Source organism: Tardiphaga sp. 215_C5_N2_1 (assembly GCF_052076055.1).
In the GTDB taxonomy this organism is placed as follows: domain Bacteria; phylum Pseudomonadota; class Alphaproteobacteria; order Rhizobiales; family Xanthobacteraceae; genus Tardiphaga; species Tardiphaga robiniae.
In genome coordinates this window covers 1,057,317-1,073,965 of the sequence record NZ_CP197240.1, presented here as the reverse complement: position 1 = coordinate 1,073,965, position 16,649 = coordinate 1,057,317, and the positions used below count along the sequence as shown (strand labels likewise).

Sequence of the window (16,649 nt, the reverse complement as noted above, 5' to 3'; positions counted from 1 at the left end):
TTTTGTAAACTAACGGGTAAAAATGAGCCCGAAATTGCCCGTATGTTTACAACCGCGGGCTTTGGCGGTCGCGGACTGAGCACGGAGTGGCAGGTATATTCAGCTCAATTGAGCCGGCCTCACTAGATGGCAAGCCCCGATGGGGAATATTCTTCTCATCGCTATATTAAACACCGAGAAGAATCTTTCAAATTGCCGGTTTTGGAGGGTTTTCTTTCAATTACTGAGTGACAACCAGCCCGGGGTGGTCACTATGAAGACGGCTTTCCGGGAAGCTTCATTCAAACATGGAGCTAAAGCATGACTGCCGAGATGGCCCGGAAATTTTGGGCTCAACACCTCGCGGAGATTCAGCGGTTCGCCGTCACGAATGACCGCGCGGGGTACGACCAGTTGCTTCAGCGCTTCTTGCTGAAGCAACGCTAAGCGTAAGGTAGCGGGTGCGACGGCGCCCGCTACTACTTTCATGTCGCGACAGGGTTGTGCCCGACTGATAGAACATCCCCAACTAGGGGTGACATGGCAAAAATCAGCAAGCTTGAGGCGAGCGGACGACAACTCGACGCCGCGATTCGCATGTTCTTTGCGAACGAAGATATTTTGGCGGTGCATACGGTGTCACGGGCGGCTTTTCGTGTGCTGTACGACATCACGTCCGAGGGTGATGCCAAGGTCGCGCTCAAAGCCTACCTCGATAAGCGCGGTGAAGTCGAATTCAACAAAGTCACGAATTTTCTAAAGCACGCCGATAGAGACCCGGACGCCGAGATAGACGACGGCTTCGACGTCTACACGGAAGCCGCCATCGGTATGGCGGCGGGCTTGTACTATCAGCACGCCAAGAAGCTCACAGTTGAGATGAGGGCTTTCAATATCTGGGCACGGATGATGAGGCCGAAGTTTTTCGACATCACTCCTGAACTTGCTAAGGCTGCCGACGAATGGCGGGCCGAGAGCAAAATAGACCCCGATAAAATCGAGGGCCAAAAAGCAGCCAGAGATTTCGGCGCCTTACTCGTGAATTGGATGAAAACCCGGAAGGAGTGACCGCCCCCATCGCCAGGGCTCTGCTAGCCAAGCCCGGGCCTGGCGCCTTCGTCCCCCGCCTCTGTCCGGCCTAGCCTAGACACGGGGCTGTAAAAATCAGACCCGATATTGCTCAAGGTCATTTCCGAGAGCAGCGGCCCATGCCGGTTTACTTCCCGTCCCCGACCAGGTGTTGGCACCCTTCTGGTACTTAACCCTGCTGGCGGCCCTTAAAACCGTTTTGCCGTTATGGCTGACAGTCTGTCGGCCTCGGCCTTAAGCTCGTCCTCACTTCCGCTTTGATGCCGACCGGGATTTGGAAATCGGTCGGTCACCCTTTGCTTTCTTCTGCCCAAATCCGCGGGGCAGCCGGAAGCCAGCACCAAAGGTCTGATCTTCGCCTAAAAACGTGACCCCGTACGTTTGGACAAGCGCAAATTGGACAGCCTCAATTGTAGCAAGTGTTGCCCTGGGTTTGTTGGCTTCCAACGCCGCGAGGGAACGCACGCTGACGTCCGCCGCTGCCGCCAGGTCATTCTGGGTGATGTCCAGCGTCTGTCTGGCCGCCTTCAAAAGCTTGGGATGAGCGTACATCCCGGTACTTTCGAAGTAGGCATTCGCTTGTCAACAATTACAGATTATGTGCATCAGTTTGCCGGTTACATGTATTTAATTGCATCGAATCCCTTGCCGTGGCTACTGTCGCTTCCGGCACTTCCGCCTGACAAAGGATTCGTCGATGTCGATGTTTATCTTGCAAGGGTCCAAGGGGGGCGCGGGGCGCACCGTGTCCAGTGTCGTCCTAGCGACAGGTCTCGCCGCCATCGGCCTTCGACCGCTGCATCTGCAGGTGACAATGTCAGGAATTCAGCCGGTCATCGCATTCGCTAAGGGTGTCCCGTTCTCGACTGCGGCCCTTGCGGAGCACGCCGCGACGACGGAGGCGATCCGGCATACGATAGCAGCGCATCCGGAATGTTCGACGGTCGTCATCGATATGGTCAAAAGGACTATTTGGGATACGGTCTTCGACATCCCAACATCCGTGGTGCTGTTTCCCATGAGGCCCGCGGCTGTCGAGGTCGAAGTGGCGGTTCGAGACTACCGAGACCTTCAGACGCATCAGGGATCGGCCTCCGATCCACACTTCCGCCTTCATCGCCGAGCTGCGCGCCCGCCGTATAACGTGCGACGTCCAATTGCTTCCCTTGACCGTGGCTGGCTTCTACCGGTCGCTTGGCCCGAGGACATGGATGATCATGCTGTCGCGGCCAAAGTGGAGCGGTTTGATGGTTCCATGCGAGCTGGCCTGCCCGGTCCGTCAATTTTGAAGCGAGGGATCCCCGATATTTCGAGAGAGCACCTCGACGATCTCATAAACACATCACGGTACGTTTGCAGCCGAACTGTCGAGGCAACGGCAGTAGCCGTTGCACGATCGGTTTCAGAACTTCGCATCTGATCACCGATCGCCGCACCTGGACCAGTTCGTCTTGCATTATTTCTGGAAAAGATATGTTCGAAATTGGAAACGGACGTCCTGCAGACCTTCTCGCGCTGGCGTCGGAGGTCGATCGCCTTCAGCGGCTGGCAACAGACCTGATGCTTTTCACTGATGGGCACCTTAACATCGGCGACCATGCTCCCGTTCTCGACAACTGGATGCGGACTTCTCGCAGTGCAGCCTGCCTCACCGGAACGGTTTGGGATCACCCTACACTGCCTGGCGCCGGACGGCCGATCGTCACGAGCGATCTTTGCCTGCTGGTGGAGGATATGGGGGTGGCTCGCACGATGTCACGCTGGTACCGACTGGGGCGTCCCTATGGCAGTAAGCATTCCTCCTGAACTTCAGCGTGCGGAGATATGCGCTCGCCACTGAGCTCTTTGGCTCCGAGAGTATCGATGGGGCGAAACCCAAACCGCGAATTTTCAGCCCACGGCTCCTGGTCGTCCACTGACCTGAGCCCCTGAACTTCCGCCAAAAATGGTTAGAATCCGTCACCTGAAGGGAGACGGAGATGAAGCAGTCGAGGTTCACGGAAGAGCGGATCATCGCGATCCTGCGGGAGCACGAGGCAGGCTCGACGACCGGGGACGTTTGTCGCAAGCACGGGATCAGCAGCGCGACGTTCTACAAATGGAAGGCGAAGTATGGCGGGCTCGATGTGTCCGAGGCCCGCCGCCTGAAGGTTCTGACCGATGAGAATGCCAAGCTAAAGAAGCTGCTGGCCGAAGCGATGCTCGACAACGCCATGTTGAAGGATCTCAATTCAAAAAAATGGTGACGCCCGTCGCGAAGCGACAAGCTGTGGCTTACCTTTGTTCAAGTTTTGAGGTCAGCCAGCGGCGGGCGTGTGCGGTCATCGGAACGGATCGAACCTCGGTACGCTATCGCAGCGTACGGCCCGACGATGTCGTCATTCGCGCGAGGTTGCGCGAACTGGCCAATATCAGACGGCGGTTCGGCTACCGTCGCCTGCTCCTGCTGTTGCGCATCGATGGCGTTTCGATCGATCACAAGAAGCTGCGGCGTCTGTACGCCGAGGAGCGGCTTCAGGTTCGACGGCGTGGTGGTCGCAAGAAAGCGCTGGGAACAAGGGCTCCGATGACATTGCCCCACGGCCCCAACCATCGCTGGTCGCTCGACTTTGTCAGCGACACGCTGACCGACAGCCGGCGCTTCCGCATGCTGGCCGTGGTGGACGACTTTACCCGCGAGTGCATCGCATTGGTTGCCGATACGTCGCTCTCGGGCACAAGGGTCGGCCGAGAGCTCGATGCGGTGATCGCCCGGCGTGGTCCCCCGCTAACGATCGTCAGCGATAACGGTACCGAATTTACCAGCATGGCCATCTTGCGATGGTCACAGCAGACCAGCATCGAATGGCACTACATCGCACCAGCCAAGCCTCAGCAGAACGCATTCGTAGAAAGCTTCAATGGGCGCCTGCGCGACGAACTCCTGAACGAGACGTTGTTCTCGTCCCTCAACCATGCCCGCGAAGTCCTTGCTGAATGGCAGGACGACTACAACACCATCCGCCCTCACAGCGCGATCGGCAATCTTCCACCGGCTGCCTACGCCAAGCTCCACGCGTCCGACATGCAACGGGACGGACCGCATGAGCTGATATGGGGCTCCGCGCCCCGTCCCGTTGCATCACCGAGCCACACAGGCTCAAATGATCAAAGGATTCTTCCCGTCGCTGGATGAAGCTTGGGGCTCAGGTCACCACCTGGGTGAGCATGACGCAATTCATCCCGGCGGGACGGACGCGTGAAGATGCCGCCCTTGAAATGACTCTTCGGACTTTCGCTGGGATCGGACTGCAAGCTGCGCTTCCGGAGATCTGCCTCTACCAAATGGGAGAGGTTCGCGTTGGAGGCCAAAGCCCACTCGATCTCTCTCATGTGCGGCCCATCGCGCGCGGAATGGGAGCACAGCATCTTGGCGGTTCCGCAGAAGCGGTACTCGATCATGTTCCAGACGATGATAGGTCCCGTTGTTCTGGGAGCGATCTAGCGCTTACGATAGCCGCCTATTGCCGCACAGATGCCGTCAACGGACATGATCAGACACACGCAATAACGGACCGGGATAGTGACGCCGCCTATTCCGGTGACTTCGCATTACGGCGGCGCGCGGTCTGGCTTCCGCGGACCTCACGAATGAGCAGGCGCGTTTCCCGAAGGATCTTCGGAAGCGCTGCTACGAAGGCGATGAGGAAGGCGAAGAAATATGCCCAAGGGTCGAAATTCAGCATCGGAGGCATCTGCAATACCACGCGGAGAAGAGATAGGGTCGCGGTCTGCTTTCGCAGTTTGCCGCAGCTCGGCCGGAAAAACCGGTCCCTTTGTCTCTGAAGTACCGGCCTTTGCCAGTACCCGTATTGAAAGCATCGCTACCGATAGGCCTTCAACACTAACGCCTCGACGCGTGGAGGACTCACTTATGATCTGCGAGTCTTGCGCACTGAAGTTAGCAAGCGCTGACGATTTTGCAAGCGCACGATCACGACCGCTCACTTGTGCAAAATGGTCAGGATAGTCACTCCCGTCTGCACTAGGAACTTCCAGTTCCGGCTCGTGAAACGGTAGATGCGCAGCTTCCAATTGGTTTTCCGTAACATCAAGCAAGCCTCGTTCGTTGCGAGAAACGACATCTCGCGCGGTTGACAGGGTGCCTGGGGAGAGCGAAGACTTTCGCTGTGTGGAGGGAGAGTCCAGATGCTCTCCGCCAGGCTATATCGGGCGGCGTTTGTCAGAACGTCGCCCGATATTTTTTATAGTGTGCCGCGGTGGTCCGACACGCCGATCCCAGGATTATACCCGGAAAAGTATCGCAGGCTCCATGTGGGCAATTCGGCCCCCGTTATTCACACCTACCTAAATCAATGACTTAGGCTGTGAATTAGCGTGGATAACCTCAGGCTCGCAGATTTTGGCCTGTGAACAACGGTCCGCGCGCCAGATCTTTGGTGTCCACTCGTAGTTCTCCCGTGGCCCGAAACGACATCGCGCACCCATGCTGGCGTTTTTGTTAGTTAGGAAGGAGCGGAGCTAAGCAAATCACTTTCCGCCAATGACTTAGGCTTACAGCTGAAAGGAATTCTCGCAACGGAATCATTTTCTGTCGCCCCGTAAGAGCCTCGCTTGGGCAATCCAGCGCGCGCCGTGATTTTTTTGGTGATGTGACAACATTCTGATTCAACACACTGAATTGAAAAGTGACAGTGCCGTTGCAAATTCGCTTAGGCGAAAAAAGAAATCCATAATTCATTTACGAAACATGCTTCCAAACCCCTGTTTTCAGGCAGCTATTTATCGCTATGCGGATAAGTGATTAGAGCCGCGCGGTTTTTTCTGTGCGTTGAGTCAGGGGTAACCCGAGCCCGTGGACTCGCAGCTGTGACATGGCGCCGTTGCTTTTTCAGAATCGCGGGAGGTTAAGCCACAACGCGAATTGACGGAGAACGAGTCGGCCTCTGCCGCGTCGCTGTGACGGAGATTCCACATGCCTTACGCGCTTTTTGAAGACGTTACGAAGCTCAGCCAGGAATTCCCGACCGAGGAGGATGCTTGGAAGCACGCCGACGATGCCAGGCTTGTGGATCTGGTCGACGATGTGTCCGGATGTTGTACTGGTGGGGCCAAATCTCGCCATGAAGATCTGAGGCAACGAAAATTCTCATGCCGCCCTTGTATCTGACGCAGTACGCGTGTGGAACGTTGGGGCTCCTTGAACTCATTCACCGAGCGTCGGTTTGCCCTGTTTGCGGGTTATGCCCGCACCTCTCTCGCCTCGTGGCTTTTTAGAACCCGCCCTTTTGTCCTTCTCAGCGGCCTTTCGAGCCTTGCTGGATTCTTTGACCGTTTTCGTATCCAAGCCGCGCAAGGTTAGGTCGATCCCCACGACCGCCAGATCCTCGACATTGGGGTATTGGCTCGAAATCACGGACCAATGCTGTCGAAGTGCTATGAGCAGGGCCTCGAAACTCTCGGCCTTGCCGCCGCTAGGTAGATCCCAGCGTTTCCTTGTACCAATGTAAACGAGGAGAAAAATCCCCCTGCTGGACCTGGTATCGCGCAAATAGTCACCGCCGAGTTGCACCTCCATGCGCTCGAATAGATGCGGACCCGTCCAATTGTCAGCGACCTTAAGCTCGACAGGCACTGGGGCGTCGAACGTCGCGCCTCGAAACCGCAGATCGGGGCGCTTGGCGTCAGCCAACTCTTCCTCGGGAGGGATGCTATACCGGCCGCCGGCTTTGCCACGCAGCCAGCCCCCGATAAACCTGCGAAATTCAGTCTCTTGATCGGTGCTCTGCAGGATCGAAGCGATGCTCTCGTCCCCGTGCTCGAGATCGTGTCTGAGATCCTCGAGCCTCTCGACCCCAAAATACCAAAGTTCCCGGTGATTAGCCGGTGTCGCCACCCTAGCGTCGTTGAACTCCTTGACCTGGCTTGGCTTCCAGGGAGCGAAATCGGCATCGAGGGTCGCTTTAGTCTTGGCATGAAAGCCCATCCAAGGTCGAGATCTCGTTGCAGGATGCGCTTGCTCCATCTCGATCAGTGCGAGATAGGCCTCCTTGCCCGGGGTCTCGCGGATGAAGCCGAAGAGTGCGTTGCGAGCGTCCTGTGCATCGTCACGGAGCCCTGGCGAATACACGCCCTTCCCCGCACGGTTGATGTCATCTTCCTCGCAAATGTACTTCGCCATAAGCAAGTACAGCGTCTTCATGTGCTCGACGGTGCGATAGGCGAGCCGTGCGCGGCCCTCAGATTGCCGCCCCCCCAGCAACGATACGACGAAGCGCAGAGCAAGGTTGGTCTGCTCAACGTGATCCTTCAGCGCCGCAAGACGGGCAGCAAGCGCCGGGATTGCCGCGTCTGGGTCAACGCCGACCCAAGTAGCGTACCAGATCGGGTTGAAAACTGGATCATATTTCGTACTCGTCTTTCGGGCTGCGATCTTGCTCAGCTCCATGTCGGATACCGAGGAGCCCTGAACGATTGACAGTAGGTACCGGAGGTTCCGCGAACTGACCCGTTTGCCCCTGAGCGCGGGCAACAGAGCTGTGGCAATTTGATCGCGTGCCCACTCGCCATGCCACGCCATATTATAGAGGACGTAATGGCTTTCGCTCTCGCTGGTCTCATTCGCCAGCTCGTGCCAAATCTCCTTCATCAGGACCGCGCCGACCTGCTCCGGAAATTCTGCATAGAGTTCGGGCAGCCAGGTCGGAAACCCGTTCATCTCCGCAATCGCGTACCGCGTCGCCTTCTCAGCATCGGCGGAGCTCAGGCGCTGAAGCCATTCATGCTCCTCGCGCGCCTCGATCGCGAGACCGGTCAGCCCGAAGATCACCGCGGAAGACGTCTGATTGGTCGACGCGCCCATCGATTGGGTCCAAGGCTGATATTCGCGCCAGAACCGCACCGCAGCGTCGCGAAACGCGCTGGCTACCGGCTCGCCATATGTCTCGATCAGCGATCGCCAATTGCCCTCGGTCCAGTGGTTGCTGTTGTCGTTAGCCGACGATCGCATCCGCTCATGCAGGTAATGCTGATCGCGGGTGTAGATGCCCGGCTTGCCCGGATTGCGGATCTGATTGACACGCTCGGTCAAGAGCGTCTTGTCTCGTTCAAGCTGCTTCTCTCGCGCTGCCGATATCCGTGCGTCCCGTCGTTTCCACTGCGCCTCCTGCCTACGATATTTCGCCAGCTCACCGGCGGGAGGATGCAATAGCAACTCCAACTTTCCGCGAAGGAGCTCTTCCTTGGCGACGAGATGTTTCAGCCGCTCACGCCACTCTCGAGGACGCCCGCCGACGACAAACAGGCGAAATGCAAGCGTGAGCGCGACGAGCCGATCGTCAGGCAGCGGCCGGTTGGCGATGTCGTCCGCGACGATATCGAAGCTCGTCGGATCGAATGCCCAGTAGCTGCCGAAGATCGACACATGCCAATAGTCGACGAGGCGCTCATTATTCTCGCGCTCCCGCCACGCGCGCTCCTGCGCAACGGAATGCCAAAACACGGCATAGTTAAGGTCCAGCCACCCCCGCACCAGGTCCGGAAGTTCCTTTCGGATCTCCTCAAAATCGTGGCGTCCATAATCGTTCGCGATCGGGAGCAGCAATAGCACCGTCAGGGTCGCCGGCGACAACGTCGCAGGATCACGAGCTTCGATCAGGCGCATCGCTACGCGCGCCGCAGTCGAGGCCACCCAACCGTATTGCTGGGATATCTCGCAATGTCGACGCTCGATCACCGGCTCGCGTTGGAGCAGGCCGACCAGCCCCTCCATAAGCGGCGCGAGCAGTGTAAGCGGCAGCTCGTTGACGTAGCGCGCGAGAGGGTCGTTCAGCGGGTCGACCTGATGCGGGTCCTTAGTTGCCGAGCCTTCAAGGGCCGCTAAGAGCCAGGCGATCGCCTCCATTGTATGAGGCAGCTCGGCCAGCAGTGCGCCGAGCCAGTCGCGGGACAGCGACGGTCCCTCCTCAACGAAGCACCGGCGCACTTCCGCGGCGTCGGTCGGTGTGCCCACGGTGAGAACCGCCCGGATAGCCGCGATGCGGGTATATTTGGCGCGCGAGGTGAGTGCGAAGTGCTTGGCCTTGTCGGCAAGCGCCTCGATGGCGCCCTGAAAGACCATGCGGAGCAGGAACCAGGTGATATCGTGTGCTTCCGCATATTGGTCGAGAAGCGCACCGATATCGTGGGCGAGGTCAGGGTTGGCGAAGCGCTGCACCGCCTCGTACTCCGTGACACTACGGCCATGCGCAGGCAGGGCAAGCTGTTCACACGTTTGGCGCAGGATACGGCGCCTCGTCTCGAGTGGCAGCTTACTGGGATCGCCGCCCTCGAACAGGACTTCCGGCGCCAAGTCTACGACCTTATCGAGAATCCTACGATCAAGCACTGCGAGCCAAGGCAGCACCGGCCGCAACGTCGGCACTATCACCTCGATGCCGTATTGCTTGCGGAAGAACAGGCCCTCGATTTTCTCGCGCGATCCTTCGTCAACAAGCAGTGTATGAAGCCACTCGGCCGTCAGGTACTCACGGACAGAACGGTGATGGAACCGCACCGTCCCGTAGATTCCGGGATCAAAGATAGGCCGGCTGAGCAACGTCGTGCAGTCCTGATCGTTCCAGTTCGTAAGGACGTCCTTGATCGGAAGGCCCTTCGCATTCTGATGCCCGTCGGGAACGCGGATCGCGGATTCCTGGCATAGGGTTGTCGCCGCCGCGACCAGTCGGGCACCTTCGCGAACTCTGTTTACTGAGATGGGCCGCGCATCAGCGCGGTCTTGGTCGCGCTCCTCCAATCGCTTGACGATGCTACTCGTCATTAGATCGAGCCGTGAGCCAATCCGCTGGTGATCGTTCCAGAATTCGATCATCTCGGAGAGATCGAGGGGCCGCGTGGTAAACGACCATGCCTCTGCACGATCGACAGCCTTTCTGAAGGCCTTTAGATCCGTGACGCCTTTGGCGTCGGCGAAAGTGTCGATCTGGATTCCGTGCAGATCTGCCAGCGTTACGATCCGGAACGGCCCCTTTTTGCTGGACCCTTTGCTGTTCCGCTCCGGGGTAATGACATATTCCTCTTGGAATTCTGGCTGGTCTTCCGTAGCCGTGGCCGGCGCATCCCAGCGTAAATTGTTCCTGCACAGCAGGAGGTCTGTCGTCGGGCGCCACGCCTCCGTGCGGCCCGTGACAACGATGTGCGCGCGCGGTAAAACGCGCTCGATTCTCTTACCGATCTTGCGGATGGCACGCTCGAAATCTTTCGGATCGCGCAAACGCGCCTCGTCAACGGAATCGAGAAACAACCAACCGGGCTCGCCTGACACGATCCACGCTTCGAATTCCTCAAGACCACCTTCTTCGAAGCTGTTCCCGAAATCCTCGACGACGTGCTCGATCCGCAGGAAGAAAGCCGGCTTGCCGTCCCGCCGCTGGCGCCGGCACACGTGGCGTATTTCCTCGGTCTTGCCTGACCCTGCCTCCGCTAAGATGATGACCCGTGGCTCGGCCAGAAGATCGGCCCAGCGGGTCGGTATATCGCGCCCCCAAAGGCGCACCATCTTCGCCTCGTCGCCCTCATCATCGGAGATGGCGAGGTCGCGAAAGGTGCGATCTAGGTCAATGAAATTGTCGAGATCTCCAGACATCGCCTGATTGTATCGTCGTTGCTGCGGTCAGTCGCTCAATAGCTCACCCGTAAATTGCGCGATACCTTTATCATCGGAAAGGTCTCCTCTCCCGGGCTCCTCCATGACGCGCACAATCTCCCTCGGCAGTCTCTGGACTGGTGGAGAGCCACAGTCGGGCCAATCTCGCTTGACGGAGGATTCGCGAGGCACGCTATTTCGTGCCTACGCTACCGGTTCAATCTCCCAGAATTACTGGAAGTGATCGCGCAGTTCGAAAGCACGGGCAATCCGGTTGGGCGAACTTATTAGCGGTGGCGATTCAACTACAATCCATTCAATATCTATCAACCGGCCTCCAGCGCCGTCGGCCTCTTTCAGACCACCGATCCAGCCTATTCCGAAGTTGCGAGATATTGCATCCGTGGGAAAGCAGTCGCAGAGCCGCCGCAGCCCGACGGACGGCGACGGCGGCACGAAACAATGCCTGACAATTAAGGCAGCCACTGGTAGCTGTTCGGGAGGCCCGGGCCGCAGAAAGAGCCATAGTCGAGACCAAGTAGTGGAGTCTTAGGCTAAAGACTCCTTGCCTACGTCCTAAGGTTGCGGAATCCTGCACCAGAGCTGGGGAGCTTTGGGGATGGTCAAGGATTTCATCGCTTTAGATGTCGAAACCGCAAACGCTGACTTTGCGAGCATATGCGCGATAGGCTTGGTACACTTCAAAGACGGAGACGTGTTCAAACGGCTCACGATACTTGTGGACCCGCAAGATGATTTTGACCCACTGAATGTCGGAATCCACGGTATCAGTGCGGCTGACGTGGCGGGCAAGCCGACTATGGCCGAGGTATTCCCGATCATCAGCGCCGCGCTTCAAGATGTGATCGTCGTTCATCACAGTCACTTCGACAAAACCGCCCTCGCCCGCGCAGCCGCAAAATACGGCTCTGGAGGCCTGCCCTGCATTTGGCTCGACACCCTGCGTGTTGCGCGACGCGCGTGGCCCCAGTTCGACGACGGTGGAGGCTACGGGCTGGCGAGGTTGGCGGGGGAGTTTGCGATAAATTTCACACATCACGATGCGGCGGATGACGCTATGGCGGCCGGCATGCTGATGCTGCATGCGATCAACGACACTGGCTTTCAGTTGGAGAATTGGCTCGATCGCGTCGAATTGACCCTTTCTGGAGAAGTGCCAGGGCGATATGCGCGAGACGGAGATCCATCAGGGCCTCTCGCTGGCGAGACGGTTTGCTTTACCGGAAGGCTGGTCGTGCCGAGAAATGCCGCCGCGAAGGCGGCCAGTGCGGTCGGTTGCAATGTCTCGGATGGCGTCAATAAGAATACGACAATTCTGGTTGTGGGGGATCAGGATCTGAAACGTACCAAGGGACAAGAGAAGAGCACAAAACACCGCAAAGCCGAGGACCTCATCGCCAAGGGCTCATCCATCAGGATTGTCGGCGAAAGCGACTTCATGGACATGGTTGGCCTCGAGCCCCCCGACTGAAGAAGACGATGGGGCGCCTCCGCCGACGCCCGCACCTTATCTGACAATCTCAATGAACCCGGAAGCCGCACGGATCGAAATGCTAGTTGAATCCGTCAGGCACCTAAAGCGAATGGGGGAATACGAGAAGGCCCTCGTTATCCTGCATACTGAGATGGACAAGCAGGAGTTCGAAATTTCAAAATGGGGCGACGCTGCACCTTGGTATTACGAGCACGCCGCAATCATTTTTCGGAAGATCGGGCAGCCCGAGCGCGAAATTGAGGTTCTTGAGAGATATGCGGCGCTGCCGAAATCTAGCCCAACGATCGGCGACTATCTGACAGAAAGACTGAAAAAGGCCAGGACGCGCGCCGCCAAGTGATAGGCCTTGCCCTCGACCGTCAGTGGCGGTTGGGCCCCGCAGCCCAAGCAACTTCCGGAAACCCCATTTCTGTTGCTCAGGCGGCCATGCCGTCGATGCCCTCTGGCGAGGTCAGAAGAACGATTGGGCAGCCCTCCTCGACCCGCATGACTGGGCGCCCACACGATCTTTGGCGTTCAGGATGAGGAGATCGGCTGAGGGACCGTCGCCTTGGCTGTTGCAGCTCCCTTTCGCTGCCGTGACAGGAAAAGAAGGGCGAGAAGCGCGGCGATGCTGAGCCCGGATGAAACGATCAAAACGCCCCCACCCATGATGCCGATCAATACGCCGAAGCCGAGTGGCGCCATCGCCTGACAAATTCGGGACGGCGCGCCCAAAAGACCGAGACGATATCCGTAATTCTCAGACCCGAAGACCGATAGGGGAAGAGTGCCGCGCGCGATTGTCAGGATGCCGTTGCCTGCTCCATGCAGCAGCGCAAATGCCGCGGCCGCGCCTCCCCCGAACAAGGCGATGACGCCCGCGCCGATCGGATGCGTGAGGCACGCCAGGCTCGTTGAGAACAGGGGATGGTAGCGGTTCAACAGCCCTGCCTCGACGATGCGTGCCGCCACTTGGGCTGGGCCGATCATCATGCCCGCGAAGACGGCCTGGGCAGGTGTTGAACCGAAACTCTCCACGATCCGCGGAAGATGAGCCGCCATCGCCGACGTTACGGTCCATGCTGCAGCGAACGCGAAAGAGAGCAGCACCATCATCCTGTCCATCGGGATGTGCGGCTTTGCAACGGGGCCTGCGCTTCGGACGACAATCTCCGTCTTCGGAAGGAAGAACAGGTTAAGGGACAATCCGATGACGATATGTGCCGCCGCCCACGCATAGCATGTGCCGCGCCAACCGATCGTATCGACGCCCAGTGAACTCAGTGGCCATCCGATCGTGCTGGCGAAGCCCGCCAGAAGCGTGATGCCGGTGATCGGACGCCTTGCCTGATCGCCAAATATTCGACCGAGCGCACCGAATGCCGCGTCGTATAGACCCAGCCCCATGCCGATGCCGAGCAAAAGCCAAGCAAGACTCAGCATCCACAACGAAGACGTCAGCCCAAGCAGAGCAAGGCCCCCGGCGAACAGTAGGTTCGATGCACACAGAACCTGACGGCCGCCAACGCGGTCTATCTGACGGCCGACGCGCGGACCAAGCAGTCCGGAGATCACCAATGACGCCGAGAATGCGGCGAAGAACCAATTGGTCGAAATGCCGAGGTCTCGCGAAATCGGATCCGCGAGTATTGCCGGAAGATAGTAGCTGGACGCCCATGCCAGCGTCTGCGTCGTTCCGAGAGCGAGAATGATGGGAAGTTGACGCTGTGTCATGCCTGCCTGCGCATTCAGATAGCGGCTTGATTTGAAGTTTTAGCCTGCGACCACATTAGGGCGAGCGGGCCGAGCACGATGCTTGCGGCTAGGACCCCGAAGGCAGGAAGCCAAGCGGGAGCTGCAAACGGTCCACCGAAGGCGTCGAGTGTCGCGCCGACGCACCAGGCTCCGAGAGCGCTGAAGCCGAATCCGACCGTCGAATGGACGGCCATTGTTGCACCACGGTTCTCGGGATTGGCCGACATCGCCATGCCAGCAGTCAGCGCGCCAGAGTCGGCGGGGACGGTGATCGCATAGAGCAAAATCAGCGGCAGCAGTAGCCAGGGAGAACCGTCCGCGCAAATACCTATCAGGAGCGCAACTGCGGCCGATGCGAACATGATGGTCGTTAGGGCGCGACAGCGACCGATGCGCAAGGCGACTTCGTTGCCCAAGATGCTGGACGGCATCGCCAATATCGAGAATGCGAAGCTGATGGCGATCGGGGTGAGCAGCGTATCGCCTCCCCCCTTTGCCGCAACGAACGTCCAGAAAGCAACGAGCCACGTCCTGATGCCATAAAGCTCGAAGCAATGGGCGCCGTAGCCAAGTATGAAACCCATGGCAGACCTGTTCCGGAAGACGGGTCCGAAATTCAGTAAACGTCCTTTGCTGGGCGTGGGAGCCATCGGCTTCAGGAGCAGACAGACAAACATCATCGCCAACGGACCGGCCGCCGTAACGTAAAACGCCGCTCGCCAGCCGAAGCTTTCAGCCACCAACTGCGAGACCAGAAAGGAAAGCCCAACGCCGAGCGAGAAGCTCGACGTGTAGAACGTCACAGCGCGGGACGAGTCGCCCGGATCCAGTCTGTCGGTCAGTGCTTTGAGGCCCGGCATGTAGGCACCCGCAAAGCCGATGCCTGCCAACGCCCAAAGCGCGGCACCCGACCACAGTCCCTCCGCGAACAATCCGAACATCAGCGTCGCGAAGGCACTTAATGCCGAACCGGCAATCAGAACGATGCGCGCATCGATCCTGTCCGTCAGCGTAGCCAGGAACGGCACCGCGAGCATGTAGCCCGCGGCATAGCTGCCCGCCAACAATCCGGCGTTCGCCCCCGTCAATCGCCACTCGGGAATCAAGAACTGCGCAAGGATGGAAGGCACCACGACGTGCGGCAGCAAACTTCCGAGCTGCCCCAGGCACATTGCGATGATGGCGGGACGCCCGCGCAAGTTTCCGAGACGGATCACTCCCTGCGATCCACAAACAATGGGCGCGTCCCGCGCGGCAGGCCGTGAACGCGCCCGATAACGATCATGAACATCCGCACCCCGATTTGCCGTCCTGCTTCGCCACGGCATCGGCGACGCAGCAAGCATTGTCTACTGTCGGTGCGGGCCCGCCGCAACACGTGGTGACGTCTGCCGACGAACGTGAACACACGCCGGTTTCCGGAAGGACCAGTTCGACCCGTCCAGCGGCGTCATGGTCCCCCGCGATCTGCGCCGCGATCGAACGCACCTGTTCGTAGCCTGTAATCATCAGAAACGTCGGCGCGCGTCCGTAGCTTTTGATGCCGGCAAAATAGAACCCAGGTTCGTCTTGCGCCAACTCACGTGCGCCATGAGGACGAACGGTGCCACAGCTATGTTCGTTCGGATCGATCAGTGGCGCCAGGGCGATCGGACATTCGATGGCGGGGTCGAGTTGGATGCGCAACTCGCGGACAAAAGCCAAGTCGGGACGGAAGCCTGTGGCCACGATGAGCTCATCGGCGATAATCTTGCGTCCGCAGCACGCCGATCCGGCTGCGATCCGGAGACGCCCGTTTTCCGACGTCAGGTGGGTCGTCTGGAAGGCTGGCTCGACCTTGATGTCACCTGCCGCGACCAAAGCCGCAAACGCGGCTCCCAACTCTCCACGGGCTGCAAGCTTATCGTTGGCGCCGCCACCAAAAGCCTTGGCGGGGTCGGTACCACGCAAGAGCCAGATAACCTCTGTGCCTGGCTCCTGGGCTTTCAGACACGCGAGGTCCGTCAGGGTGCCGATCGCGGAATGGCCCGCCCCGAGAACAGCAACCGTCTTGCCAGCATATCGGGGGCGGTCCGCTCCGAGCACGTCGGGCATCGCATACGCGATCTTGCCGGCGGCCTCCTTCTCGCCGATGGCAGTGAGACCGTTGGCACCCGCCGGGTTCGGTGAGGCCCACGTTCCGGAAGCGTCGATCACGGCATCGGCCCGGGCGACCCGCTCTCCCAGCCCTTCCGGATATCCGGAGTTCTGATAGTGGATTTCAAAAGGTGCGGACTCGCGGCCCTTGGTCTTGAGCCTGTCGAAGCCTTGGCGGCTGATATCGGTGACTTTGCTCGATGTCAGAATGTGAGACTTCAAGGGCGTCTTCGTCGCCAAGGGCTCAAGGTACCGCTCAACCAGTTCGGATCCCGTCGGATACTGATCGGAAGCCGGCGAATTCCACCCGGTTGCCTCAAGCAGACGTCCTGCAGCGCGATCGACGTTGTACTCCCACGGCGAGAACAATTGCACGTGGCCCCATTGCCGGATCGCATGACCCACCTCCACGCCTGCTTCGAACACGATAGGCGTCATGCCTCGTTCCAGTACGTGAGCGGCAGCGGCAAGCCCTACCGGACCTGCTCCGATGACCGCGACAGTCTTTGGTTCAGTCATTCATTCCTCCCATAATACCAGAATTATCGA

At 58.8% G+C, this 16,649-nt stretch carries 14 protein-coding genes; 8 read left to right on the top strand and 6 right to left on the bottom strand.

The annotated features are described in order from the left end of the window. Window positions 1-300: 300 nt before the first annotated feature. Together AB7828_RS04975 and AB7828_RS04970 are read left to right on the top strand one after the other, a co-directional pair. Entirely contained in the window at window positions 301-426 is a 126-nt protein-coding gene (locus AB7828_RS04975) for a hypothetical protein (protein WP_441229557.1), read from the top strand. A gap of 93 nt (window positions 427-519) precedes the next feature. Beyond that, on the top strand, window positions 520-1,047 hold the full coding sequence (locus tag AB7828_RS04970) for a hypothetical protein (RefSeq protein ID WP_441229556.1): 528 nt from the start codon (window positions 520-522) through the stop codon (window positions 1,045-1,047). Between the two features lie 267 nt (window positions 1,048-1,314). Here AB7828_RS04970 and AB7828_RS04965 read toward each other — a convergent pair whose 3' ends face one another. Continuing rightward, window positions 1,315-1,620 carry a helix-turn-helix transcriptional regulator gene (locus tag AB7828_RS04965; protein WP_441229555.1) on the bottom strand — a complete coding sequence of 102 codons (306 nt, stop codon included), beginning with the start codon at window positions 1,618-1,620 and terminating at the stop codon, window positions 1,315-1,317. Window positions 1,621-1,765: 145 nt separating this feature from the next. Between AB7828_RS04965 and AB7828_RS04960 the strand changes: the two genes are divergently transcribed. The 3 genes from AB7828_RS04960 (at window position 1,766) to AB7828_RS04950 (ending at window position 4,243) form a co-directional block, all read left to right on the top strand. Beyond that, window positions 1,766-2,488, top strand: a complete 723-nt coding sequence (locus AB7828_RS04960; protein WP_441229554.1) for a hypothetical protein — start codon at window positions 1,766-1,768, stop codon at window positions 2,486-2,488. 53 nt (window positions 2,489-2,541) lie between these two features. After that, window positions 2,542-2,874 (top strand): DUF6634 family protein, encoded by a 333-nt coding sequence (locus AB7828_RS04955; RefSeq protein ID WP_441229553.1) that lies wholly within the window; start codon window positions 2,542-2,544, stop codon window positions 2,872-2,874. Between the two features lie 173 nt (window positions 2,875-3,047). After that, window positions 3,048-4,243 (top strand): IS3 family transposase gene (locus AB7828_RS04950; protein WP_441229552.1). Its coding sequence is split into 2 segments (ribosomal slippage): window positions 3,048-3,297 and window positions 3,297-4,243, totalling 1,197 coding nucleotides; the frame shifts between segments, so codons are not numbered across the junction. A gap of 397 nt (window positions 4,244-4,640) precedes the next feature. On the opposite strand, the gene AB7828_RS04945 is transcribed toward AB7828_RS04950, so the two are convergent. Then, window positions 4,641-4,793 (bottom strand): hypothetical protein, encoded by a 153-nt coding sequence (locus AB7828_RS04945; RefSeq protein WP_441229551.1) that lies wholly within the window; start codon window positions 4,791-4,793, stop codon window positions 4,641-4,643. 1,250 nt (window positions 4,794-6,043) lie between these two features. Between AB7828_RS04945 and AB7828_RS04940 the strand changes: the two genes are divergently transcribed. Beyond that, window positions 6,044-6,238: a hypothetical protein gene (locus tag AB7828_RS04940; RefSeq protein ID WP_441229550.1), complete on the top strand. Its 195-nt coding sequence runs from the start codon at window positions 6,044-6,046 to the stop codon at window positions 6,236-6,238. Between the two features lie 36 nt (window positions 6,239-6,274). Here the strand turns inward: AB7828_RS04940 and AB7828_RS04935 are convergent, their stop codons facing one another. Next, complete coding sequence (locus tag AB7828_RS04935) at window positions 6,275-10,711, bottom strand: hypothetical protein (RefSeq protein ID WP_441229549.1); 4,437 nt, start codon at window positions 10,709-10,711, stop codon at window positions 6,275-6,277. 619 nt (window positions 10,712-11,330) lie between these two features. Here AB7828_RS04935 and AB7828_RS04930 point away from each other — a divergent pair. Then, window positions 11,331-12,203 carry an exonuclease domain-containing protein gene (locus AB7828_RS04930; protein WP_441229548.1) on the top strand — a complete coding sequence of 291 codons (873 nt, stop codon included), beginning with the start codon at window positions 11,331-11,333 and terminating at the stop codon, window positions 12,201-12,203. A 52-nt stretch (window positions 12,204-12,255) separates the two neighbouring features. Continuing rightward, window positions 12,256-12,567 carry a hypothetical protein gene (locus AB7828_RS04925; RefSeq protein ID WP_441229547.1) on the top strand — a complete coding sequence of 104 codons (312 nt, stop codon included), beginning with the start codon at window positions 12,256-12,258 and terminating at the stop codon, window positions 12,565-12,567. A gap of 176 nt (window positions 12,568-12,743) precedes the next feature. Here the strand turns inward: AB7828_RS04925 and AB7828_RS04920 are convergent, their stop codons facing one another. The 3 genes from AB7828_RS04920 to AB7828_RS04910 all read right to left on the bottom strand — a co-directional run bounded on the left by AB7828_RS04920 (window position 12,744) and on the right by AB7828_RS04910 (window position 16,619). Further along, window positions 12,744-13,943: an MFS transporter gene (locus AB7828_RS04920; protein WP_441229546.1), complete on the bottom strand. Its 1,200-nt coding sequence runs from the start codon at window positions 13,941-13,943 to the stop codon at window positions 12,744-12,746. A gap of 14 nt (window positions 13,944-13,957) precedes the next feature. Continuing rightward, on the bottom strand, window positions 13,958-15,136 hold the full coding sequence (locus AB7828_RS04915; protein ID WP_441232196.1) for an MFS transporter: 1,179 nt from the start codon (window positions 15,134-15,136) through the stop codon (window positions 13,958-13,960). 109 nt (window positions 15,137-15,245) lie between these two features. After that, window positions 15,246-16,619, bottom strand: coding sequence for an NAD(P)-binding domain-containing protein (locus AB7828_RS04910; protein ID WP_441229545.1), 1,374 nt, complete (start codon window positions 16,617-16,619; stop codon window positions 15,246-15,248). Between the last annotated feature and the right edge of the window lie 30 nt (window positions 16,620-16,649).

Bases quoted from the DNA above. Each gene is read 5' to 3' on its own strand.
- AB7828_RS04975 (WP_441229557.1), top strand. From the start codon at position 301: ATGACTGCCGAGATGGCCCGGAAATTTTGGGCTCAACACCTCGCGGAG.
- AB7828_RS04970 (WP_441229556.1), top strand. From the start codon at position 520: ATGGCAAAAATCAGCAAGCTTGAGGCGAGCGGACGACAACTCGACGCC.
- AB7828_RS04965 (WP_441229555.1), bottom strand. From the start codon at position 1,620: ATGTACGCTCATCCCAAGCTTTTGAAGGCGGCCAGACAGACGCTGGAC.
- AB7828_RS04960 (WP_441229554.1), top strand. From the start codon at position 1,766: ATGTCGATGTTTATCTTGCAAGGGTCCAAGGGGGGCGCGGGGCGCACC.
- AB7828_RS04955 (WP_441229553.1), top strand. From the start codon at position 2,542: ATGTTCGAAATTGGAAACGGACGTCCTGCAGACCTTCTCGCGCTGGCG.
- AB7828_RS04945 (WP_441229551.1), bottom strand. From the start codon at position 4,793: ATGCTGAATTTCGACCCTTGGGCATATTTCTTCGCCTTCCTCATCGCC.
- AB7828_RS04940 (WP_441229550.1), top strand. From the start codon at position 6,044: ATGCCTTACGCGCTTTTTGAAGACGTTACGAAGCTCAGCCAGGAATTC.
- AB7828_RS04935 (WP_441229549.1), bottom strand. From the start codon at position 10,711: ATGTCTGGAGATCTCGACAATTTCATTGACCTAGATCGCACCTTTCGC.
- AB7828_RS04930 (WP_441229548.1), top strand. From the start codon at position 11,331: ATGGTCAAGGATTTCATCGCTTTAGATGTCGAAACCGCAAACGCTGAC.
- AB7828_RS04925 (WP_441229547.1), top strand. From the start codon at position 12,256: ATGAACCCGGAAGCCGCACGGATCGAAATGCTAGTTGAATCCGTCAGG.
- AB7828_RS04920 (WP_441229546.1), bottom strand. From the start codon at position 13,943: ATGACACAGCGTCAACTTCCCATCATTCTCGCTCTCGGAACGACGCAG.
- AB7828_RS04915 (WP_441232196.1), bottom strand. From the start codon at position 15,136: ATGTGCCTGGGGCAGCTCGGAAGTTTGCTGCCGCACGTCGTGGTGCCT.
- AB7828_RS04910 (WP_441229545.1), bottom strand. From the start codon at position 16,619: ATGACTGAACCAAAGACTGTCGCGGTCATCGGAGCAGGTCCGGTAGGG.